18 protein-coding genes are annotated in these 22,674 nt (G+C 68.2%); 13 read left to right on the top strand and 5 right to left on the bottom strand.

Features of this window, described 5'->3' with window-relative positions; all coding sequences use genetic code 11:
* Nucleotides 1-144: 144 nt before the first annotated feature.
* On the bottom strand, nt 145-1,110 hold the full coding sequence (trpS, locus tag ACZ6YV_RS08485) for a tryptophan--tRNA ligase (protein WP_465509000.1): 966 nt from the start codon (nt 1,108-1,110) through the stop codon (nt 145-147).
* Nucleotides 1,111-1,445: 335 nt separating this feature from the next.
* Here trpS and ACZ6YV_RS08480 point away from each other — a divergent pair, with 335 nt between their 5' ends.
* On the top strand, nt 1,446-1,745 hold the full coding sequence (locus ACZ6YV_RS08480; protein WP_465508999.1) for a YciI family protein: 300 nt from the start codon (nt 1,446-1,448) through the stop codon (nt 1,743-1,745).
* A 21-nt stretch (nt 1,746-1,766) separates the two neighbouring features.
* Here the strand turns inward: ACZ6YV_RS08480 and ACZ6YV_RS08475 are convergent, their stop codons facing one another.
* Nucleotides 1,767-1,925, bottom strand: a complete 159-nt coding sequence (locus ACZ6YV_RS08475; RefSeq protein WP_007028942.1) for a hypothetical protein — start codon at nt 1,923-1,925, stop codon at nt 1,767-1,769.
* Between the two features lie 212 nt (nt 1,926-2,137).
* Here ACZ6YV_RS08475 and typA point away from each other — a divergent pair, with 212 nt between their 5' ends.
* The 5 genes from typA (at nt 2,138) to ACZ6YV_RS08450 (ending at nt 10,588) form a co-directional block, all read left to right on the top strand.
* The gene (typA, locus tag ACZ6YV_RS08470) at nt 2,138-4,060 is read left to right on the top strand and encodes a translational GTPase TypA (RefSeq protein WP_465508998.1); all 1,923 of its coding nucleotides are present in this window, start codon (nt 2,138-2,140) and stop codon (nt 4,058-4,060) included.
* Between the two features lie 599 nt (nt 4,061-4,659).
* Nucleotides 4,660-6,369 carry an ABC transporter family substrate-binding protein gene (locus ACZ6YV_RS08465; RefSeq protein ID WP_465509295.1) on the top strand — a complete coding sequence of 570 codons (1,710 nt, stop codon included), beginning with the start codon at nt 4,660-4,662 and terminating at the stop codon, nt 6,367-6,369.
* Between the two features lie 287 nt (nt 6,370-6,656).
* Nucleotides 6,657-8,462: an ABC transporter family substrate-binding protein gene (locus tag ACZ6YV_RS08460; protein ID WP_465508997.1), complete on the top strand. Its 1,806-nt coding sequence runs from the start codon at nt 6,657-6,659 to the stop codon at nt 8,460-8,462.
* Nucleotides 8,463-8,643: 181 nt separating this feature from the next.
* Nucleotides 8,644-9,660, top strand: coding sequence for an ABC transporter permease (locus tag ACZ6YV_RS08455; protein ID WP_378239971.1), 1,017 nt, complete (start codon nt 8,644-8,646; stop codon nt 9,658-9,660).
* Entirely contained in the window at nt 9,653-10,588 is a 936-nt protein-coding gene (locus ACZ6YV_RS08450; protein ID WP_465508996.1) for an ABC transporter permease, read from the top strand. Before ACZ6YV_RS08455 ends, ACZ6YV_RS08450 begins: the two co-directional genes overlap by 8 nt.
* A 425-nt stretch (nt 10,589-11,013) precedes the next feature.
* Here ACZ6YV_RS08450 and ACZ6YV_RS08445 read toward each other — a convergent pair whose 3' ends face one another.
* Nucleotides 11,014-12,795, bottom strand: coding sequence for an ABC transporter ATP-binding protein (locus ACZ6YV_RS08445; protein WP_465508995.1), 1,782 nt, complete (start codon nt 12,793-12,795; stop codon nt 11,014-11,016).
* A 196-nt stretch (nt 12,796-12,991) separates the two neighbouring features.
* Here ACZ6YV_RS08445 and mshB point away from each other — a divergent pair, with 196 nt between their 5' ends.
* From mshB to ACZ6YV_RS08430, 3 genes are read left to right on the top strand one after another with little or no spacing between them, the layout of a single operon-like run.
* Complete coding sequence (mshB, locus tag ACZ6YV_RS08440) at nt 12,992-13,834, top strand: N-acetyl-1-D-myo-inositol-2-amino-2-deoxy-alpha-D-glucopyranoside deacetylase (RefSeq protein ID WP_465508994.1); 843 nt, start codon at nt 12,992-12,994, stop codon at nt 13,832-13,834.
* A 50-nt stretch (nt 13,835-13,884) separates the two neighbouring features.
* Nucleotides 13,885-14,268 (top strand): hypothetical protein, encoded by a 384-nt coding sequence (locus tag ACZ6YV_RS08435; RefSeq protein ID WP_465509294.1) that lies wholly within the window; start codon nt 13,885-13,887, stop codon nt 14,266-14,268.
* Nucleotides 14,261-15,052, top strand: a complete 792-nt coding sequence (locus tag ACZ6YV_RS08430; RefSeq protein ID WP_465508993.1) for a hypothetical protein — start codon at nt 14,261-14,263, stop codon at nt 15,050-15,052. The genes ACZ6YV_RS08435 and ACZ6YV_RS08430 overlap by 8 nt, the downstream gene beginning before the upstream one ends.
* A 9-nt stretch (nt 15,053-15,061) precedes the next feature.
* On the opposite strand, the gene ACZ6YV_RS08425 is transcribed toward ACZ6YV_RS08430, so the two are convergent.
* Nucleotides 15,062-15,823 (bottom strand): site-2 protease family protein, encoded by a 762-nt coding sequence (locus ACZ6YV_RS08425; RefSeq protein ID WP_465509293.1) that lies wholly within the window; start codon nt 15,821-15,823, stop codon nt 15,062-15,064.
* A gap of 171 nt (nt 15,824-15,994) precedes the next feature.
* Between ACZ6YV_RS08425 and ACZ6YV_RS08420 the strand changes: the two genes are divergently transcribed.
* A complete protein-coding gene (locus ACZ6YV_RS08420) occupies nt 15,995-16,378 on the top strand; it encodes a WhiB family transcriptional regulator (protein ID WP_007028952.1) in 384 nt (127 codons plus the stop codon).
* A 205-nt stretch (nt 16,379-16,583) separates the two neighbouring features.
* The gene (locus ACZ6YV_RS08415) at nt 16,584-19,826 is read left to right on the top strand and encodes a glycosyltransferase (protein ID WP_465509292.1); all 3,243 of its coding nucleotides are present in this window, start codon (nt 16,584-16,586) and stop codon (nt 19,824-19,826) included.
* A gap of 494 nt (nt 19,827-20,320) precedes the next feature.
* Here the strand turns inward: ACZ6YV_RS08415 and ACZ6YV_RS08410 are convergent, their stop codons facing one another.
* Nucleotides 20,321-20,752 (bottom strand): metallopeptidase family protein, encoded by a 432-nt coding sequence (locus tag ACZ6YV_RS08410; protein WP_016337110.1) that lies wholly within the window; start codon nt 20,750-20,752, stop codon nt 20,321-20,323.
* 116 nt (nt 20,753-20,868) lie between these two features.
* Here ACZ6YV_RS08410 and ACZ6YV_RS08405 point away from each other — a divergent pair, with 116 nt between their 5' ends.
* Nucleotides 20,869-21,222, top strand: a complete 354-nt coding sequence (locus ACZ6YV_RS08405) for a DUF3499 domain-containing protein (protein ID WP_083255246.1) — start codon at nt 20,869-20,871, stop codon at nt 21,220-21,222.
* Nucleotides 21,223-21,294: 72 nt separating this feature from the next.
* Nucleotides 21,295-22,650 carry a phosphomannomutase/phosphoglucomutase gene (locus ACZ6YV_RS08400; RefSeq protein WP_378239847.1) on the top strand — a complete coding sequence of 452 codons (1,356 nt, stop codon included), beginning with the start codon at nt 21,295-21,297 and terminating at the stop codon, nt 22,648-22,650.
* Nucleotides 22,651-22,674: the final 24 nt, after the last annotated feature.

Raw genomic sequence — 22,674 nt, 5'->3', positions numbered from 1 at the left:
GGGGTGCCCCCCCCCCCCCCCCCCCCCCCCCCCCCCCCCCCAGTCGCGGGCGCCCCCAACCCACCTTCCCCCCCCGGCGCCGCCCCACCCGCGCCCCCCCCCGACACCCTCCTGCCCTTCACGCGCAGTCAGCCGGCGCCTCTGTCAGCCGGCGCCGATGAGGCGCAGCGCGGACTGGAGCCGGTGCTCGCCCCGCTCGGCCGCGCGAACGGCACCCGCCTTCCGGACCCGCTCCAGCTCACCGGGGTCGGCCAGCAGCGCCAGCGCGCGTTCCCGGACCGGCCTCAGTTCCTCGATGAGCGCCTCGGCGACTGCCTCTTTGACCTGGCCGTAGGAGTCGAACCGGTCGGCGAGGTCCTCGGGCTTCTCCCGGGTGCACGCCGCGAGGATGTCCAGCAGGTTCGCCATCCCGGGCCGGGCTTCGGGCGCGTAGGCCGGCTTCGAGCCTCCGTCGGTCTTCGCGCGTTTGACCTTCCGTCTGACCTGGTCCGCCTCGTCGAGGACGAAGACGACCCCGGCCTCCTCCCGCGTCGACTTCGACATCTTCCGCGTCGGCTCGCCGAGATCCATGACCCGCGCCCCTGCGGGCGGCAGTACCGCCTTCGGCATGGTGAACACGTCGCCGTAGGTGGAGTTGAACCGCTTGGCGAGGGTTCTCGCCAGTTCGACGTGCTGCCGCTGGTCCTCGCCGACCGGCACCTCGTCCGCGCCCTGCAGCAGGATGTCCGCCGCCATCAGCACCGGATAGGTCAGCAGGGACAGCCGGACCCCGGCGCGGCCCTTCGACTTCTCCTTGAACTGGATCATCCTGGCGGCCTCGCCGTAGTTGCAGGTGCACTCGAGGACCCAGTTGAGGGCGCCCAGCTCGCGGGCGAGGTCGGACTGCACGAACACGCGATCCGGCTCGATCCCGGCCGCGATCAGCACGGCCAGCTGTTCCGACGCCATCGAGCGCAGCTTCGCCGGATTGTGCGAGTTCGTCATGGCGTGCAGGTCGGAGACGAAGTACAGGTCGTCCGGCCCGCCCTCGTCCGCCCAGCGCCGGATGGCCCCCAGGTGGTTCCCGACGTGGACATGGCCGGACGGGGTGATCCCGGACAACCTGATCATCTGCCTTCTTCCTTCCGGATTCGGGCCGCCCCAGGGTCCGGGCACGAAAAAGGCCGCCCGGTGGGGCGGCCTGGTGGTGCGCTCGTCTGGTTCAGCGCAGGACTTCGGGGCCGCCGGAGGGCGGCCACCACGAAGCGTTCTGCGTGCGCATGAGGTCCACCCTACAGAGTGTTCCGTGTTTCGTCCTCTGGGTGCGGTAGTTCGGCGTCGAACTTGCGCATCCCGAGGACGAAACGCGGGATGATTTCACTCATTCCGGGCACGGCGCGTCAACAATTCGTATCGGCTGATCCAGTACGCCCGTCACATTGAAGATCCGGGTCTACCTTCATCTCATGTATGTCGTGATGCTGACCTATACCGCCCCTATCGAAGAAATCGACTACGTGCTCCCGGATCACGCCGACTGGCTGACCAAGCAGTACGAACACGGCAATTTCCTCGCCTCCGGCAGGCGCAATCCGCGCATCGGCGGCGTCATCATCACCAGGCCCATGGCCAGGGGAAAGCTGGACGCGATCCTCGCGACGGACCCCTTCTCGGTCAAGCACATGGCCGCCTACGAGGTGATCGAATTCTCGCCGACCCGGACCGCGCCGGAACTGCGGTTGATCAACGAAGCGGTGGTGCACTGACGATCATTGCCGACGACGCGGTCAAGCCGCTTTCGCGATCTTCGTTTTCGCCTTTTTCAGGGCGAGAACGGGACATTTGCCGCACCGTGATTTCGAGCGGCAGCATTTCTTCTTGACCTTGCCCGACTTCATCCATTTGCGCACGAGCTTGTGCGGGTCGTCGGGTAATTTCTTGCCCACTCGCGCTCCTTGTCGGACTACGTCGGCGACGCCTCACACGTTAGGTGAGGCTAACCGATCTTGGGGCGTGGGGGTGCTCACAGTTCGGCTACAGGTACGCTGGTGTGGTCCGCGTATGGCCAAAGTCGGCCGACGTTACTCGATCGCGTGAGCTGAAGCGATCGGGGAGGCGCGGGCACCATACCCGCACTTGAAACCTTTGGAGCCTTCGCGTGCCCGCAGCCAGCGCCACCGCAGTCGATGCCGGCCGCTCGTCCGGCAAGACCCGGCCCGACCTGCGCAACGTCGCCATCGTCGCACACGTCGACCACGGCAAGACGACCCTCGTCGACGCCATGCTCCGGCAGTCCGGTGCCTTCGAGGAGCGCGCCGAACTCGTCGACCGCGTGATGGACTCCGGAGAGCTCGAGCGGGAAAAGGGCATCACCATTCTCGCGAAGAACACCTCCATCCACCGCGAGACCGAGAACGGCCCGGTGACCATCAACGTCATCGACACCCCCGGTCACGCCGACTTCGGCGGCGAGGTCGAACGCGGCCTTGCCATGGTCGACGGCGTCGTCCTGCTGGTGGACGCCAGCGAGGGCCCGCTCCCGCAGACCCGGTTCGTGCTCCGCAAGACCCTCGAAGCCGGCCTTCCGGTCATCCTGGTCGTCAACAAGACCGACCGCCCCGACGCCCGGATCTCCGAGGTCGTCGAGGAGACCCACGACCTGCTGCTCGACCTGGCGGGTGACATCGAGGACGCCGACCTCGACGCGATCCTCGACCTGCCGGTCGTGTTCGCCTCCGCGCGGTCCGGCAAGGCGAGCCTCGAGCAGCCCGCCGACGGTGCGGTGCCCGAGAGCGAGAACCTTGACCCGCTGTTCGAGACCCTGCTGCGTCACGTGCCGCCGCCCTTCGCGGACCGCGAAGGCCCGCTGCGCGCGCTGGTCACCAACCTCGACGCCTCGAACTTCCTCGGCCGGATCGCGCTGATCCGCATCCACTCCGGCAACCTGCGCAAGGGCCAGACCGTGGCCTGGATGCGTGAGGACGGCACCATCCAGAACGTCCGGATCTCCGAGCTGCTGGTCACCGAGGCGCTCACCCGCGTCCCGGCGATCGAGGCCAGCGCGGGCGAACTGGTCGCCATCGCCGGCATCCCCGAGATCACCATCGGCGACACGCTGGCCGACGTCGAAAACCCCGAGGCGCTGCCCCGGATCGCCGTCGACGAGCCCGCCATCTCGATGACCATCGGTGTCAACACCTCGCCGCTGGCCGGCCGCAGCGGCGGCGACAAGGTCACCGCGCGCCTGGTCAAGACCCGGCTGGACCAGGAGCTGATCGGTAACGTCAGCATCAAGGTGCTGCCGACCGAGCGCCCCGACACCTGGGAGGTCCAGGGCCGTGGCGAGCTGGCGCTGGCGATCCTCGTCGAGCAGATGCGCCGTGAGGGCTTCGAGCTGACCGTCGGCAAGCCGCAGGTGGTCACCCGCATGATCGACGGCAAGCTGCACGAGCCGTTCGAGCGCCTGTCGATCGACTCCCCGGAGGAGTACCTCGGCAGCATCACGCAGCTGCTGGCCGCCCGCAAGGGCCGCATGGAGCACATGGGCGGGCACGGCTCGGGCCGCATCAAGCTCGACTACGTCCTCCCGGCGCGCGGCCTGATCGGCTTCCGCACCGACTTCCTCACCGAGACCCGCGGCACCGGTATCGCGAACCACGTGTTCGAGGGCTACTTCCCGTGGGCGGGCGAGATCCGCACCCGTCACTCGGGTTCCTTGGTCGCCGACCGCTCGGGCCCCATCACCGCGTACGCGATGATCCAGCTGGCCGACCGCGGCACCTTCTTCGTGGAGCCGGGCGCCGAGGTGTACGAGGGCATGGTCGTCGGTGAGAACCCGCGCGCCGAGGACCTCGACATCAACATCACCAAGGAGAAGAAGCTGACGAACATGCGTCAGTCCTCCGCCGACGTGATGGAGACCCTGGCCCGCCCGCGCAAGATGGGCCTGGAAGAGGCGCTGGAGTTCTGCTCCGTCGACGAGTGCGTCGAGGTCGCCCCCGACGTCGTCCGGATCCGCAAGGTCACGCTGGACGTCAACCAGCGGGCCAAGGAGCGCAACCGCAACAAGAACCGCGGCTGACCTCTCAGCGAACGCCGAAGGGCGCCTGCTCACTCACTGTGAGTAGGCGCCCTTCGGCGTTTCCGGCGGTATTGATGGTCACGCACCGTATTCGATCGAGTGTTCCTGGTGAGAAGGAGTCCTTTCTCGACAATTCCGCCGGGAAAGCCGTTCTCCTTTTTGGACGGTGTTCACAACGCCGGAACGGGTTCACCGCAAGGCGAGAGTGCGGTGACGCACAGCGTCCCGAGAACGTGGATCAGAGCCGACGCGAAACAAAAGATCCAAAATGCGTCCGGATTGGACTCTTGATCGCGATCGTTTCCGTCGTCAATCGTCCGGTGGCGAACATTCCGGTCCGCCGTTCCGGAATGTTCCGGGGCGCGGAACCCATTGCCGAGCGGGCTTGTTTCGGTGGGGGTCGAAAAGTGTCGGCGGGGGAGGAACCCCGGGGGCCTCCCGGACGTCCACCGGAGGAGGGCGGCATCCGGTCGGGCGACGACCGGGCCGATATGGGAATCTCGCAGCCAAGGCCATGACCGGCGTGATAGCTCTATGGCGACGGGGCGAGGGACAAGCAGGAGGATTCAGGCGTGCGGTCATCGAACACAGCGGCGCCCATACTGGCGTGCGCGGCCGTGCTCCTCGCCGCCTGCAGCAACACCCCGCCACCGCCGGTGGTCAGCTCCTCGGCCTCGCCGGTGAGCACCTCGACCACGAAGACGCCTTCGCAGGTCGTCGTGGGTGTCGACGACGTTCTCGGCGGCTACAACCCGCACAACCTCGCCGACGCCTCCCAGGTGACGTCGGCGCTTTCGCAGCTGCTGCTCCCGTCGGTGTTCCGCCCGAAGGACGACGGCAGCTTCCAGCTGGACAAGAGCCTGATGAAGTCCGCCGAGGTCATTTCGCAGCAGCCGTTCACGGTCGCGTACACGATCCGGCCGGACGCCTCCTGGTCCGACAGCGCGCCGATCGCCGCCGAGGACTTCGCGTACCTCCGCGAGGCGATGCGGGACCAGCCCGGCGTCATCGGCGCCGCGGGCTACCGGCTGATCTCGGACATCCAGTCGCGTGAAGGCGGCAAGCGGGTCGAGGTCACCTTCGGCAAGCCGTACCCGGGCTGGCAGACGCTCTTCAACGATCTGCTTCCCGCTCACCTGCTCAAGGACGCCCCGAGCGGCTGGCAGGGCGCGCTGGCGACGACGTTCCCCGCGGTCGCCGGGCCGTACTCGATCAAGGGCCTCGACACGGCGCGCGGAGAGGTCGTCCTGGAGCGCAACGAGCGCTACTGGGAGAAACCCTCCGCCCTCGACAGGATCGTGCTCCGTGCGGCCGATGAGGACGGCACACTGGCCGCTCTGCGCAGCGGCAACGATCAGTTCGCGATGACCAGGACCGGCGGCACCGGTCTCAAGCGGCTCGGCGAGCTCGGCTCCGCCGTCCAGCTGCACACGGTCGCCCGGCCCACGGTCGCGCAGATCCTCCTGCGGCCGGTGAGCCCGACGCTTTCGGATCCCAAGGTGCGCGAAGGCGTCACCGCGCTGATCGACCGCGGCAAGCTGATCACCGAGGCGGCGAAGGGCGGGCCGTCGGACAAGCTCCACGCCGACGCCCAGGTCCGTGTCCCGTCGGCCGCCGGCTTCCAGCCGACCATCCCGGCCCCCGGCCCGCCGTCGGCGGCGGATCCGGCCAGGGGCGAGGAGCTGCTCAAATCCGCCGGGTACACCAAGGAAGCGGGGACCTGGCGCAAGAACGGGAAGAACCTTTCGCTGGTCGTCGCCTCGCCCGCCAAGCAGGAGCCGTACGCGACGATCGCCAAGGAGCTGACGGCGCAACTGGTGGCCGCGGGGATCGAGGTCAACGCGATCGCGCCGCAGCCGAGGGAGCTGTTCTCGACGCTGCTGGCCATGCCGGTGCTCAACGGGATCCAGCAGACGACGCCGGAGGGCGCGGGCAACGTCGGCATCGACATCGCGGTGATCGGCCAGGTCACCGGGGGTGCGGACGTCGCGTCGGTGCTGGCGTCCACCTTCGGCTGCCGCCCCGATCAGCTCGCCGACAAGACCAAGGCCGTCGTCCCGGGGAACCCGCTGGGCTTCTGCGACCCGGCCCTGCAGCCGTCGATCGACGCCGCCCTGGCCGGGACCACGCCGGTCGCCGACACGCTTTCGACCCTGGAACCGGAATTGTGGCGTCGGAATGTTGCCATTCCGTTGTTCCAGCTGGCCGATACCCTGGCCATCGGCTCTGGTATTTCCGGAGTAACCGCTGGTCCTCCTATGGTGGGCCCTTTCGGGTCGGCGGTGAACTGGACGCGGGGTCCGAAGTAGCCGATTCGAGTCCAAGTCCGCCCCTGGAGGGTGACCTTTCCCGGCACGTTCGAGTGGCGGACTGATTCCTCAAGGTAACCACTGTATTTCTCGATGTCAGCCGCAAGTTACCCTTTGGTCACGATCGCCCCGTAACTGGTGACTGTTAGTGCATTTCCTTTCTAGCGTGCACCCGCAGTGCGCCAAATGAGTGTTGCTTGGCGTGTCATAGGCTCCGGGCCATCTCACCGGAGCGGTGTGGGGTCCTGTTCCGATCTCAGGAACCCAGTGCTAGGAGGGCACACTTCATGAGGAAGTCCAAGGCAGTCTCCGCCTGGTCGCTGGTCGCGGCCTCCGCGCTTGTGCTGAGCGCATGCAGCGGTGGCGACAGCGGCAGTTCCGACCAGAACGGGTCGTCGACCGACATCAAGGCCATGGCGCTCGGCAAGGCGCAGAACGGCGAAAACTTCAAGCTCGCGGACACCAAGGGGTACGACGGCACCGTCACGGTGGGTATCGACGACGGGTACTCGGGCTACAACAACGACACGCCTGACACCAACACGTCGTACAACACCTACATCCTGACGGCCGTGCTCGCCGGCGCCGATGTGCTCGACGGCAACAACAAGGTGCTGCTGAACAACGACGTCTTCGACAACTGGGAGGTCACCTCCAAGTCGCCGCAGACCGTCGTCTACAAGATCAAGCCGAACGTGAAGTGGTCCGACAACGAGGCGTTCGACTGCGACGACATGTACCTGTCGTGGCTGGCGCACTCCGGCAAGGCGAAGACCGCCGACGGCAAGCAGGCCTTCCTCGCCGCTTCGACGACCGGCTACCAGCTGATCGACCAGGCGACCTGCAAGGACGACCTGACCTTCGAGACCAAGTACACCGAGCCGTACCTGGACTACAAGGGTCTGTTCAACTCGACCGCGATCATGCCGGCGCACATCGTCGAGAAGCGGTCGAACGTCCCCGACATCACCAAGCTGACGCCGACCAGCGACGCTGCTCAGCTCAAGGCGGCCGGTGACTTCTGGACCAACGGCTTCAAGGCCTTCAAGGCCGAGGACATGCCGGCTTCGGGCCCGTACAAGATCACCGCGTTCGACGCCAACCAGAAGGCCGTCACGCTCGAGAAGAACCCGAACTGGATCGGTGGCAAGGGTGGCCCCTCCAAGATCGTCGTGAAGGCGATGGAGGACACCAAGGCCATGGCGACCGCGCTGCAGAACGGCGAGATCGACATCGCCGCTTCGACCCAGCCCGACGCCACCGCCGCCGGCACCATGAAGGGCCTTTCCGCCCAGGGTGTCACCTACGGTTCGGCCTCGCAGCTGACCTTCGAGCACATCGACCTGAACTACAAGCGCATGTTCAAGGACAAGAACCTGCGTAAGGCGTTCTTCGAGGTCGTCAACCGCCAGGAGATCACCGACAAGCTCCTGAAGGAGGTCCAGGCCGACGCGACCCCGCTGAACAGCATCGTGTTCATGCCGGGCGAGCAGGGCTTCAAGGACCTGTACAGCAGCAAGGCCGGTCTGGGCGCCCAGGCCGCGGCCAAGACGCTGACCGACAACGGCTGGGTCAAGGGTGGCGACGGTATCTTCGCCAAGGACGGCCAGCGCGCGTCGTTCAAGATCTCGCACAACCAGAACACCCGCCGTCAGCAGACCGTCGAGATCATCATCTCGCAGGCCAAGGCCGCCGGTATCGAGATCACGGACGACCAGGACGCCAACTTCCTGAAGGGTGGCCGTCTCGCGGCCAGCGACTACGACGCCGCGCTCTTCGGCTGGTCCGCCGCTCCGTTCAAGGCCGAGCAGAAGTCGATCTACATCACCCGTGTCGACGACAGCAGCCAGAACTACCAGGGCCTGTCGAACCCGACGATCGACTCGTCCTTCGAGGCGGCCGTGAAGGCCACCGACGAGGCCGTGCAGCTGGAGAGCTACCAGAAGGCGGACCAGGCGATCGCGGACGAGTACGCGACGCTGCCGCTGTTCCAGACCCCGTCCATGTGGGCGTTCAAGGGCATCGACCGCACTTACATGCAGTCGTACAACGGTGTCCTGTGGAACGCCGGTGAGTGGGAGCAGAAGAAGTAGGGCTTCCGCCCCGCTTTTTCACCACTCGCTTACGCGATCCTGGTGGTAGGGGGCCCGGCCACAAGCCGGGCCCCCGTACCCGCCGGAAGTAGCTGTTGACCGTAGGGTTACCGCCACTACGGTGGACAACCGGGCAGCGGTCCAGCACTTCGGCGACCAGGCCCGGATGAGGAGCAGTTCGTTGAACCTGGTGATCTACATTCTTCGCCGTCTGGCGATATCGATTCCCGTCCTGTTGGTCGGGACTTTCCTGTGTTTCGTCATGGTCGCCGGCACCGGTGACCCGCTCGCCGAGATGAAGAGCAACCCGGCCATGAGCAAGGAAGCCATCGCCCAGATGGCCTCGCAGCTCGGGCTGGACCAGAGCATCGTGCCCCGGTACTTCACTTGGCTCGGCAACTTCGTCACCGGCGACTGGGGCGTTTCCATCGCACAGGGCAACGCGCAGGCCCCGGTGTTCCCGAAGGTCATGGCCGCGTTCGAGGTCACCTTGAAGCTCGTCGTCGGAGCCGAGATCCTCGCGCTCATCCTCGGCGTTCTCGTCGGTGTGATCGCGGCGGTCAAGCAGTACTCGATCATCGACTACATCGCCACCACGCTGGCCTTCCTGCTGTTCTCGATGCCGATCTTCTGTGTCGCCATCGTGCTCAAGCGGTACGCGATCGAGTTCAATGGCTGGGTACGAGATCTGGGACTGTCCGATGTGCTCGGTAATCCCTGGATCCGTACCACGAGTCCGGAATCGCTGAATCTGGACGGACCAGGCGGCTTCCTGGCGAGTTATATCGGCGCGTATCTGCTGCCGACCTTGTCCATCATGGCGATCAGCTTCGCCGCCTACAGCCGGTTCCAGCGCGCTTCGATGCTGGAGACGCTGAACGCGGACTACGTGCGGACGGCGCGTGCCAAGGGACTCGCCAACAGCCGGGTCATCTTCCGCCACGCCTTCCGGAACGCGCTCATCCCGGTGACCACCCTGTTCTCCGTCAACTTCGGTGCCGTGCTCTCGGGCGCGATCATCACCGAGACGGTGTTCAACTGGAATGGCATGGGCAAGCTGCTCGTCGAAGCCGTGACCAAGAGCGACACGCAGGTGATGATGGGGTGGCTGGTACTCATCGCCAGCAGCATCATCGTCGCCAACCTGATCGCCGACCTGATGTACGGCATCCTGGACCCGAGGATTCGCGTTGGCTGACTTGAACTCCCTCATCGAGGCGGACGACTCCGCGGCCGCCGCCGCGGGCAAGACACCCGCGGAGGCGATGCCCGAGCCGCAGAGCCAGGGCAAGCTGGTCCTGCGCAAGTTCCTGCGGCACAAGCTGGCGATGATCTGCACGGGTGTCCTGCTGCTGCTCGTGCTCACCGTGCTGATCATGCCGATCTTCTGGCCCTACAGCTACGAAGACAGTTCCTTCCCCTCCTTCGCCAAGCCCAGCGGGGACTACCCGCTCGGCACGACGCAGGTCGGCAAGGAAATGGTGTCGCAGATCCTGCGCGGCACCCAGTACTCGCTGCTGATCGCGCTCATCGTTTCGCTCGTCGCCACCACCATCGGAACCGTTTTCGGGGCCATGGCGGGTTACCTGCGCGGCTTCACCGACTCGGCGATCTCGCGCGTGACGGACCTGTTCCTGATCGTCCCGCAGATCGCCGCCGCCGCCATCCTGGCGAAGGTGTTCGGTGGCGGTACCTGGTACATCGTCGCGATGGTGCTGGCTGCCTTCGGCTGGATGCCGATCGCCCGTATCGCCAGGGCCGAGTCGATGTCGCTGTCCCAGCGCGAGTTCGTGGACGCCGCCCGCGCGTCCGGTGCCGGGACGCTCCACATCGTGTTCAAGCACCTGGTGCCGAACATGGTCGGCCTCATCACGGTCAACGCGACCCTCGCGATCGCGCAGGCCGTGCTGATCGAGGCGGCGCTGTCCTTCATCGGGCTCGGGGTGCAGCTACCGGACACTTCGCTCGGTCGCGTGATCCTCGAGAACTACGCGCAGCTGCAGGCGCGGCCGGCGTTGTTCTTCGGCCCGTTCGTCGTGCTGGTGCTGATCTCGCTGACGATCAACTTCATCGGTGACGGTCTGCGGGACGCTTTCGACCCGCGGCAGCGGAAGATGAAGGCGTAGTTCATCTCCGCGCGCTGACGTAAACGCGCCGAAGGGGCGTCGACCCGCTTCAACCTCAGGTTGAGCGGGGAGGCGCCCCTTCATCGCGTTTACGTGGGCCTCCGGCCCAAAAGAGGGCGCGCGGGGTGAAGTCTCCGGTCGGGCGCTGGCGCGCCCTTCCCGAAGACGCTGAGGTGCTGTCAGCCTCGGTTCCGGGACATTCACGCGCTTCGGGGCGGGATGGGCGATCACGCGTGATCAGGTGCCGCACACCGAGATCGCCTTCCGATCACGCGTGATCGCCGTTCAATCACGCGAGATCCGTCTTCAATCACGTGAGTTCGGTGTCTGATCACGTGAGTCCGGCGAACACCGACCCAAGTACGAAAAGGCCCCCTTCGCGGCGTCTAGCGCGGCGAAGGGGGCCTTTTCCGTACCTCTGAGGGTCAGTCGGCCACCGGGGCGAGCTTGCCCGCCTGCCAGGCCGCACGCCGCTCGGCCTGCAGCACCGGGTCCGCGACCGGGGCGGCCGAGAGCAGCCGCCGGGTGTAGTCCTCGCGCGGCGAGTGCAGCACCTGGTCACGCGTGCCGACCTCGACCAGCTTGCCGTGCTGCATCACCGCGACGCGGTCGGCCAGCAGGTCGACGACGGCGAGGTCGTGGCTGATGAACAGGCAGGCGAACTGCAGCGAGCGCTGCAGGTCCAGGAACAGGTCCAGCACGCGGGCCTGCACCGACACGTCCAGCGCCGAGGTGGGCTCGTCCGCGATCAGCAGCGCCGGGTCGAGCGAGAGCGCCCGCGCGATGGCGACGCGCTGGCGCTGGCCGCCGGACAGCTCGTGCGGGTACCGGTTGCGGTAGTGGCCGCCGAGCTCGACCTTGTCCAAAAGGGACGCGACGCGTTCGTTCAGCGCCTTGCCCGACAGGAACTTGTGCAGCACCATCGGCTCGGCGATCGACTCGCCGATGGTCATCTTCGGGTCCAGTGTGGACGCCGGGTCCTGGAACACGATCGAGAAGTACCGGCGCAGCGGGCGCAGGTCCTTGTTCGACATGTTCGTGATGTCCTGGCCCGCGATCGACACGGTGCCCGAGGTCGGGGTCAGCAGGCGGATCGCGCAACGGCCGACGGTCGACTTGCCGGAACCGGACTCGCCGACCAGCCCGACGATCTCGCCCTTGGCGATGCTCAGCGAGACGTCGTCCACCGCGCGGTTCTTCGCCTGGCCGCGACGGCCGGGGTACTCCAGCACGAGGTTCTTGATCTCGAGCGCGGGCGCGTTCTCCTCGATCACGGCCTCGAGCTCGCTGTCTTCGAGGCGGATGTCCTCGGCGATCTTCGTGGCCTCGTCGCTGTCGGCGGAGATTCCGGCGTCGTCGAGCAGGCGGCGTCCTTCGGGACGCTGGCCGAGCACGGGCACCGCGGCGAGCAGCTTGCGGGTGTAGTCCACCTGCGGCGACGCGAACAGGTCGCGCACCGGCGCCTCTTCGACGATGTTGCCCTGGTACATGACGACCACGCGGTCGGCGAGGTCGGCGACGACGCCCATGTCGTGCGTGATCAGCACGATGGCGGTGTTCAGGGTGTCGCGCAGCTTGCGCAGCAGGCCGAGGATCTCCGCCTGCACGGTGACGTCGAGCGCCGTGGTCGGCTCGTCGGCGATGATCACCTTCGGGTCGCACGAGATCGCCATGGCGATGACGACGCGCTGGCGCAGACCGCCCGAGAGCTGGTGCGGGTACTGCTTGAAGCGCAGCGGCGGGTTCGGGATGCCGACCATCTCCAGCAGCTCGATGGCGCGCTTGTCGGCGGCTTCCTTCGAGATGTCCTGGTGCGAGCGGAGCGCCTCGCGCAGCTGCCAGCCGACGGTGTAGACCGGGTTGAGCGCGGTCATCGGCTCCTGGAAGATCATCGCGACCTGGTTGCCGCGGATCTTCTGGAGGTCCTTCTCCTTGAGGTCGGCGAGGTTGCGGTCGCCGAGGCGGAGTTCGCCCGCGATCCGGCTTGTCTTCGGGAGCAGCCCGAGCACCGACATCGAGGTCACCGACTTGCCGGAACCGGACTCGCCGACCACCGCGACGATCTCACCAGGCTTGACGTCGAATCCGATGCCTTTGACGGCGTCGACCACGCCGTCGTCGGTCGGGAACGAGACGCTCAGGTCGGAGATGGACAGAACCGAACCCGACACGCCGCCGAGGTCCGACGATGCTGCTTCAGTGCTCACCAAGATGCCCTTCGTGGGGGTACATATGGTCACGGCGCACAGGCCATGACGGTGTCAACGCGCCCTCGGCGGGAAAACATGCCTCGGACGTGCGCGAGGATAACCGAGAGTCGCCCGACTAAGGTCGGTGCTCGGGGCTTCCGTTCCCGACACCCTATAAAGGAAAGCGCTCCGTGTTCGAATTAGTCTTCAAGCCGTGATCTCCGATAGGCCCAAATTGCTCCTCGTCCACGCCCATCCGGACGACGAGAGCATCACCACCGGTGGCACCATCGCGCGCTACACGTCCGAAGGTGCCGACGTGACCGTTGTCACGTGCACTCTAGGTGAGGAAGGCGAGATCATTCCGCCCTCCCTCGGCGGGCTCGGTTCGTGGGCTTCCGATCAGCTCGGCGGTTATCGCGCGGGAGAGCTGGCGTCGGCGCTGGCCGCGCTCGGCGTCACCCGGCACCGTTATCTCGGCGGCATCGGCCGCTGGCGTGATTCGGGGATGGCAGGGACGCCGTCCGCGGCGCATCCGCGTGCGTTCTCCGGCGGCGACCTCGACGAGCAGGCCGCTCAGCTCGCGGAGATCCTGGACGAGGTCCGCCCCCAGGTCGTCGTCACTTATGACGCTTTCGGGGGGTATGGGCACCCCGACCACATCCGCACGCACGAGATCACCATGGCCGCGGCGCCGAAGGCCGCGTCGGTCGAGCGGGTCTTCCACACTGTTTCTTCTCGCGACGCCGTCGGAGCCGGGCTCGCCGCCCTTCGCGGGGTGTCGACGTTCCGGGTCCCCGAGGACGGCGAACTCCCGGTGACGCCGGACGAGACGATCACGACCGTTCTCGACGTCAGCGCGCACAACCCGGCGAAGGCGGCCGCGCTGCGGGCGCACGAGACCCAGGTCAGCGTGCCCGCGCCGCCGCATCTCGCGGACCACTTCGCGCTGAGCAACGACGTCGCGCAGCCGATCACCTCGAACGAGTACTTCGTGCTCGCCCACGGGACGGCCGAGGGTGCCGGGTCGGACCTGTTCGGGGGACTGGCGACGTGACAGTGACGTCGACGTCGACATCACCGCCGCTCTCGACCGGACGGCGCTTGATGCTGGTGGTGCTGTGCTTCGTCGCGCTTCTGCTCGGGTTGCTCGAACTGTTCTTCCTGCCGCTCCGGCTCGACGGGATCGTGCTGCCGAAACTCGGTGACGCCCCGTTCCCGGTGACCGTGGTGCTCGCGGTGATCACGACACCACTTCTGGTGAGGACGACCGCCAAAGTGGTCCGGCCCTCCTTTTCGGTGATTCCGCTGCTCGTCTGGGTACTCGTCGTACTCGGGATGGGCGTGACCGGGCCCGGTGGTGATCTGGTGCTGGTACAGGACTGGCGGGCGCTGCTGCTGATCGGCGGCGGCGCCCTGCCGGGGGCGCTGGCACTGGGCGGCGGTCTGGGCACAGCGGCGAAAGCCGCGAAGGGAGGCAGCGGTGGGTGAAGCGATTTCGGACCGTCAGGTCGTGGCGGTGCTGCGGCCGTTCGTCCGCGCCTGCGGGCCGATGGTCGACGCGCTGCGCGACGCGGATCCGTTCGGCCTGCAGGCCAGGGGACGTCGCCACGAAGATCTGGACGGCGTCGAGCCGGGACTGAAGGACAAGCTGCTCGACGGGATCACCTCGGTCAAGGTGCCCGGCACCGCGGCCTGGGCGGAGATGTCGAACTACCAGCGGACCCATTGGTGGGTGAACCGGGTCGGCCGGGTCACCGCGCTGGTCACCGCGATCCCCGGCATCGGCGGCGCGCTCGCCGACAGGCTGCCCGTGCAGGACGCGCTCGGCTCGGCGTCGCAGGGCGTGCTGCTGTGCGCGATCGCGGGGGAGTACGGCGTGACCGACGTCGGCGCCCGGGTCCGGCTGATCGCGTGGGTGCTCTTCGAACGCGACATCGATCCGGTGATCGCGGCGGGCAAGCACGCCGAACATGACGAGGCCGCCGAAGATGATGAAGCGGCGAAGCTCACCGAAGAACTCGACGACGCGAAGAAGAAGCACGGCAAGGTGACCCTGAAGGCCGCCGCGGGCACGCTGTGGCGGCTCGGCCGGGGACTGCTGGGCATCGTCGAAGAACTGGAGAAGCGACCTCGTGGCCGGCTTTTCCACCGGGCGCTCGGGAAGCTGCCGGTGGTCGGCATGGCGGGCGACTACCTCGGCGAGCGATCCGGCCTCAAACGCGTCTGGAAGCGTGCGCACCAGTGGTTCACCGAGCATCCCGGCGGCCAGTGACCTACAAGGTCACTTCCAGAACATGAACGCGTCCTGTCCGTACTGGGCCGCGAGCTTGAAACCGCCGACGGAGTCGAAGATCGCGTAGGACCCTTGCCACAACAACCGGCTCGCGGCGTCCACGAGGAACAGCACGGCGAACAGCACGAGCGGCGCCCAGGGCCGGGCCTTCGCGCCGAACTCACGCGCGCCGGGCGAAAGGTACGGCTCGATCGCGCCCCAGCCGTCGAGACCGGGGATCGGCAGGATGTTCAGGATGAACGTGACGATCTGAAGCAGCGCCAGGAACGACAGGCCGATCACGAGTCCGTTAGTCATCGGCACCAGCGCGACGACGAGGGTCAGCGCCACACCGACGGCGAGGTTGCTCAGCGGCCCGGCGAGCGACACCCACGACTGGACACCGCGGGACCGCAGGCGCCCGTGCTCGATCCACACCGCGCCGCCCGGCAGCGGGATGCCGCCGATGATGAGGAACACCAACGGCAGGATGATGGACAGTGCCGGATCCGTGTATTTCCGGACGTCCATGGACAGATAACCCTTGTGGGCGACGCTGTGGTCGCCGCCGCGGAACGCCACGATCGCGTGCCCGAACTCGTGCAGCGTCAGTGACGCCACCCAGCCGCCGGCGACGAGCAGGACCACGCCGGTGATGATCAGCGGGTCGTACTTCTGGCTGGAAATCGTGGTCGCGTCACCGAAAGCCGCCAGTACACCGCCCAGGACGGTGACGGCGAGGATGCCGAGGAAGATCGGGCTTGGCCGCACTGCTGATCTCTGCACCCCACCAGTCTTCCGTATGCCCGATGTGAAGTTCTCGGCGTGTCCCCTTGCGCGACGCGGCCCAAGTATCCCCCGAACTCGCTACTCCGCTTGACCTGACCGCACTACACGGGTGTAATCACAGTGATGTCATTCGTCGCTGGAAGGGGGCGGCGGATGGTGTTTCAACACCGCCAGCCTGGGGAGTGCGTGGACAGCGAGGAGGCGGACGTGCGGTTGGAAGCAGATGGAAGGGAATGGGGGCAAGTCGTGGGTTGGGGTGAGGTCCCGGAGCAGCAACTGGGCGATCTCACCGAGCTTTTCGACGATGCCTCCGCGGAAGAGCAGGACTGGCAGGAACGGGCCCTCTGCGCGCAGACGGACCCGGAGGCGTTCTTCCCTGAGAAGGGCGGCTCCACCCGCGAAGCCAAGCGGATCTGCCTCGGTTGCGAGGTCAAGGACGAGTGCCTCGAGTACGCCCTCGCGCATGACGAGCGGTTCGGTATTTGGGGCGGGCTCTCCGAACGTGAGCGTAGGAAACTGAAAAAGCGAGCTGTGTGACGGCGATCTCCGGCACCCCCAGTGCGCCGGAGATCGCTTCCTGCCCGGTTCCATCCAGCGTTGTTTCTCATACTGTGGGGCCACCAACGGGTGACAGGGTCGCGTCGTAGGGTGGCGGCACTCGACTTCGCCGCCACATCTGGAGTGCCCGTTGTCTCGCACTGCCGCGTCATCTGTGCCGCGCACGGCCCCCGTTCTGGCCATTGTGGTCTGTCACGACGGCGAGAACTGGTTGCCACTGGCGCTTTCCGCGCTGCGGCGCAGCGGCGTCCGGCCGCGGCACGTGCTCGCCGTCGACACCGGGTCCACCGACCGGACGGCCAAGATCCTCGCCGACGCGGCGGCTGCCGAGGGAGTCGCCGGCGAAGCGCCGGTCCTTGACGGAATTCTCACACTTTCGAGTGATATCGGTTTCGGCGCCGCCGTCGGCGAGGCCGTCCAGTACGCCGTCGAACGCTGGGGTGATCCCGGCGGCTGGCTCTGGCTGCTGCACGACGACTGCGCGCCGGAACCCGACTGTCTCGAAAACCTGTTGGCAGCGGCGGAAAACGAGCCCTCGGCGACGGTGCTCGGTCCGCTCGCGGTGGACTGGAGCGACCCGCGGCTCATCGTCGAAGCCGGGTTGTCGACCGACGCCATCGGCCACCGGCAGCAGATCTCACCCGACGAGACCGACACCGCGGTGCTCGCCGTGCCGAGCGCGGGATCACTGGTGCGGCGCGAAGTCTGGCACGACCTCGGTGGCTACGACCCCGGTTTTCCCTTGCTGCGCGAGGATCTCGACTTCGGCTGGCGCGCCAACGCCGCGGGCGGCCGCGTGCTTTCGGTGCCGTCGGCCCGGCTCCGGCACGCTCGCGCGCTCAGCACCGGGCAGCGGGAACCGGACGCGCTCGGCCTTTCCCTCGCGACGGCGAACCGCGCGCACGGGCTCCGGGTGTTCCTCGTCAACTGTTCCCCGCTGTCGTTCTGGTCCGGTCTGGTCCGGATCCCGTTGTTCGCGCTGTTCCGCGCGCTCGCGTTCCTGCTGCTGCGTCGCACCGGCGAGGCGGGCGCGGAACTCGCGGCGGCCTGGTACCTGCTGCGCGGTCGTGGCGGGCTGCGCGCGGCCCGCGCCGAACGCCGGAAGACCGACCGGCCGGGCGATGTCCGAGGACTGTTCACCGGGCGGATGACGCGGGTGCGCAACGCGGTCCGCGCCGGTGTCGTCGGCCTCGTCCGGCGCGGCGTCGAACGGGACTTCGCGCTCGGGACCGTTCCGGAGAGCGCGGATCAGGAAGGGGCCTGGATCCCGCCGGAGGCGTTGCAGGCCGGGCAAGATCGCCCGGTCGGTCCCGGCGCGCTGCCCGCCGGGGCGATGCGCGGGGTCGGCTCGCGGGGGACAGGGCTGCGGCGGCCCAGCGCGATCGTCGCGGTCGCCGTCCCCGAGAAGCCCGCTGCGAGCGGGCCGAAACCGTCGCCGGTGCCGCGCGACGGCGGGCGACGGCCGGAACCGGAACTCGTGTTCGTCGAGGTCGACCGGAAGCGGGTGCTCGGCGCGACCGTGTTCGCCCCGCCGGTGATCATGCTCGTCGTCCTGACAGCGCTCGCCTTCGCTGTCAACGGGTCCCGGCTCGGGCTGGACCTCTTCGGCGGGAAACTGCTGCCGATCGGCGGGCTCGGCGAGATCTGGTCGTCGTATCTGGCGCCGTGGCACGCGATCGCGGGCGGGACGGCGAGTCCCGCGCCCGCGACGCTGCCGGTGCTGGGCACCCTCGGCGCGATCTTCGCCCCGATCGGCGGCCCCGCGGCGCTGGTCGCGATCCTGCTCATCGGTGACATCCCGCTCGCCGCCCTGAGCGCGTACGCGGCCACTCGGCACCTTCGCGTGCGTCGGTGGGTGCGTGCCGTCGTCGCGGCGGCTTACGGCGTGCTTCCGGCGGCCACCGCTTCGGTCGCGCAGGGGCGGCTCGACGTCGTCGTCGTGCACCTGCTGCTGCCGCTGGTGCTCGCGGGCATCGTGGGGCTGCTGGTCCGCGCGGACTCGCGATGGCTGCACGTTTCCGCGCTGAGCGCGATCGGGCTGGCGCTGATCGGCGCGTTCTCGCCGCTGGCGCACGCGCTGGCGCTGGTCGGACTGGTGATCGGGTTCGTGGTGCTGCCTTCGCCGACAGGGCTCGCGCGGCGGATCGCGTCGGTCGGCATCGTGGTCTTCCTGCCGCTGGCGCTGCTGCTGCCGTGGCCGAGTGTGCTGCTGAGGCATCCGGAACTGCTGCTGCACGGGCTCGGCGGCGGTGCGACGGCCGCGTCCGGGGCCGATCTCGCCGGACTGGACCCGGGCGGACCCGGCGCTTGGCCGATCGGGGTGGCGCTGGTCGCGGCCGCGATCGTCGCGCTGGTGGTGCGGCCGTCGAAGGGCGCGGGCGCCGGTGTCGCGGTCGTCGTGCTGGGGGTGCTCGGGCTCGTGGCGGTGCGGTTCGTGGCCGTGACGCCGATGTCGGGCGGCGCGCACGCGACCGGGTACGCCGGGGTGCCGCTGCTGGTGATCGGCGCGGGCCTGCTGTGGACGGTGCTGGCCACCTGGCAGCGGGGCGGATCCGGCGTCGACCCCGCGCCGTGGCTGGCGAAGGTCACGGCCGTGGCCGGAGTGCTCGTCCTGCTGGCGCTGATGACCGGTGCGGCCGTCGCCGGACGGGAAGGCCCGCTGCGGTCGGGTGCGCGTCCTTCGCTGGCTCCGGAGATTTCGGCGGAACTGGCCGCGACCGGGCGTTCGGTGCTGGTGGTGGGTTCTGCTCAGGAGGGTGTCCGGCAGACCGGTGGTCGGTTGCCGTTCTACGGCGACGACGAACTCGCGCCGACACCCGGCAGCGCCGATCGGCTGGCCTCGTGGCGCCGGGACCTTCTCCAGGGATCGCCGGACGCGGTCAAGCAGGCCTTCGCGGCGGCTTTGGCTTCGGGGGCGCTGTATGTCGTGCTGCCCAGTGGCGCGGATGGCGGCGCTTTCGTCGAACTCGCGCGGGATCTGGTCGCTCCGGCGGAGCCGACCTCCGACGGGCGTCCGGTGCTTCGTCTGCTGCCCGCCGGTGGTCAGGTGGCGTTGATCTCGCCGGAACTGGCGCAGGCGGCCGTGACCGGGAAGGGCGCGCCGGGGGCGTCGCCCGGGGTGGCGCCGGTGCAGGCCGGGCTGCCGGACGTGCGGGTGCGCGTCTCGGAGGGGCCGACCGGACGGCTGCTGGTGCTGGCCGCGGAGTTCGAAGCGGGCTGGCAGGCGAGCGTGGACGGCAAGGCCGTGCCGATCGTGCGGGCTTGGGGGCATCAGGTGGCCGTCTCGGTGCCTCCCGCGCCTTCGGAGGTCGTGGTGGAGCACCAAGGGACCACGCGGAACCTGCTGCTGCTGGCGCAGGTGGCCGCTGTGCTGTTCACGCTGCTGACCGCTGTACCTACGCGGCGGCGGCCTTCTTCGCTGTCTTGAGCGGTTTCGGCTCGGTGTCACTACCGCTTGCCGCTGCCGCTACCTCCGCTGCTGCTTGCGCTGGTGCCTGCTGCCGCTTGCTTCCGCTGCTGCTTGCGCTTGCTGCCGCCGTCACTACCGCTGCTGTCGTCGCTGTCCTGAAGGCCCCCTTTGAGACGTTCAACGTCTCAAAGGGGGCCTTCAGGACAGCGCTACCCCTTCAGAACTCGCCCCAGCCCCCCGCCCCGCCCCCCGCTGACGCCCGATGTCCCCAATGTGGCATTGGGGACGCCCGATGACCCCAATGCCACATTGGGAGCGCCTGAATCGCGCCCGGGAACACCCGGAAGCAGAGTTGTCCACAGCCCGCTCCACTTGTGGACAACTCGGGCCTCCAGTGCCGTTTCCGCAGGTCCCGTCGGTGCCGCGCGATACGCTGGGCTGGGGACGCCCCCCGGGGAAGGGCGGGGGCTGGGCTGGGGCTGGGCTGGGGCGGGTGGGAGAGGCGGGTGGGGTTATTCGCCTTCGATGACGTCGGGTTCGACGCCCAGGTAGCCCGCGACCTGTTCGACGAGGACGTCGTGGACGAGTTCCGCGAGTTCGCCGGGGTCCTTCGCGCGTGCTTCGAGGGGGCGGCGGTAGAGGACGATGCGGGCCCGCGTCGGCAGTCCGGCGCGGTCGACGCCGGCGGGCACGAGCCGCGAGAGCGGGACGGCGCCGTCGTGCAGCACTCCGTCCACTCCGGCCGGTGCGCCATCCGAGCGAACTTCGGGAACGTCGTCGACGGCGACGTCGAGCTTCGTCAGCTCGTGCCGCCACCGCGCTTCGATCGGTTCGAGCGCGTCCAAAACCAGCGCGTCGAACCTCTCTGCCCTGCTAGCGGCGGCGGGAAGGGTCGACGGATACAGCGCTCCGCGCAGGCCCCGGCCGTGCCGGTCCCGGCGCATCCGCCGTCGCTGTCGGGAATCACGAGCCGTCGCCACGATCCGAAGGGTACGCGCTCGGCGAGTCGAAGCGCGTGTCGCCGGTACACCTGGCCGAGGACGCGCTATCGTTCTCGATCGTGCGGAGCGTACGAAAGTGTTCGCGAACGGGTTGTCTCGAGCCCGCTGTCGCCACGCTCACGTATGCCTACAGCGATTCGACAGCCGTCGTGGGGCCACTGGCCACCGCGAGCGAGCCGCACTCCTATGACCTCTGCGAAGCCCACGCCCTCCGGCTCACCGTGCCCAAGGGTTGGGAAGTCGTCCGGCATGAGGGCGCCTTCGCCGCCCCCGACCCCTCCGCCGACGAGCTGACCGCGCTGGCCGAGGCCGTGCGCGAAGCGGGCCGCTCGGACAAGCCCGCGCCCGGCCCCGAACCCGAGGGTCCCTCGGGCAGGCGCGGCCACTTGCGCGTCCTGCCCGGCCGAGCCTGACGCAAGGGCCCGCCGGTAGGCTTTCGAGCGCGCCAGAGGGCGTTGTAACGAGACTATTGGCGGGGAGCAGGCGTGCCAGACCTTTCGGGCATCGTGAAGGCCTACGACATTCGCGGCGTGGTCGGTGAGCAGCTGGACGCGGCGCTCGTACGTGACCTCGGTTCGGCGTTCGCCCTGCTGATCAAGCCGGAGTCCGACTCCGTCGTGATCGGCCACGACATGCGCGACTCGTCTCCCGAGCTGTCCGCCGCGTTCGCCGACGGCGTGACCTCACAGGGGCTCGACGTGGTGACGATCGGCCTCGCCAGCACCGACCAGCTGTACTTCGCGTCCGGATCGCTGAACCTGCCGGGCGCCATGTTCACCGCCAGCCACAACCCGGCGAAGTACAACGGCATCAAGCTGTGCCGCTCGGGTGCCGCACCGGTCGGCCAGGACTCCGGTCTCGCGGAAATCCGCGACACCGTCGAGCAGGGCGTGCCCGCCTTCGCCGGCCAGCGCGGTTCGGTGACCGAGAAGGACGTCCTCGCGGAGTACGCGGCGTACCTGCGCAAGCTCGTCGACCTGTCGAGCAGCCGTCCGCTGAAGGTCGTCGTCGACGCCGGCAACGGCATGGGCGGCTACACCGTCCCGACGGTCTTCGCGGGCCTGCCCATCGACATCGTGCCGATGTACTTCGAACTCGACGGCAACTTCCCGAACCACGAGGCCAACCCGCTCGACCCGAAGAACATCGTCGACCTCCAGGCGAAGGTGCGCGAAGAAGGAGCCGACGCGGGCTTGGCCTTCGACGGCGACGCGGACCGCTGCTTCGTCGTCGACGAGCGCGGCGAGCCGGTGTCGCCGAGCGCCATCACCGCGCTGGTCGCGATCCGTGAGCTGGAGAAGGAGCCGGGCGGCACCATCATCCACAACCTGATCACGTCGAAGGGGGTCCCGGAGATCGTCGCCGAACACGGTGGCAAGCCGGTGCGCACCCGGGTCGGGCACTCGTTCATCAAGGGCGAGATGGCCAAGACCGGCGCGATCTTCGGCGGCGAACACTCCGCGCACTACTACTTCCGCGACTTCTGGCGTGCCGACACCGGCATGCTGGCCGCGCTGCACGTCCTCGCCGCCCTCGGCGAGCAGACCGGTCCGCTGTCCGAGCTGACGGCGGAGTACTCGCGCTACGCGGCCTCCGGCGAGATCAACTCGACCGTGGACGACCAGGTCGCGCGCATGCTCGCGGTCAAGGACGCCTTCACCGCGCGCGACGGCGTCGAGATCGACGAACTGGACGGCCTCACCGTGCAGCTTCCCGGCGGCGGCTGGTTCAACCTGCGCCCGTCCAACACCGAGCCGCTGCTCCGCCTGAACGTCGAGGCCGCCGACGCCGAGGCGGTCCGGGCCCTGACCGAAGACGTACTGGCGATAGTCCGTGGGTAACGAATGTGGCGTGAAAACACACAT

It is taken from the genome of Amycolatopsis sp. NPDC102522 (genome assembly GCF_055584485.1).
The sequence above is the reverse complement of the archived record's forward strand: the minus strand, read 5'-3'. Positions and strand labels throughout refer to the sequence as shown.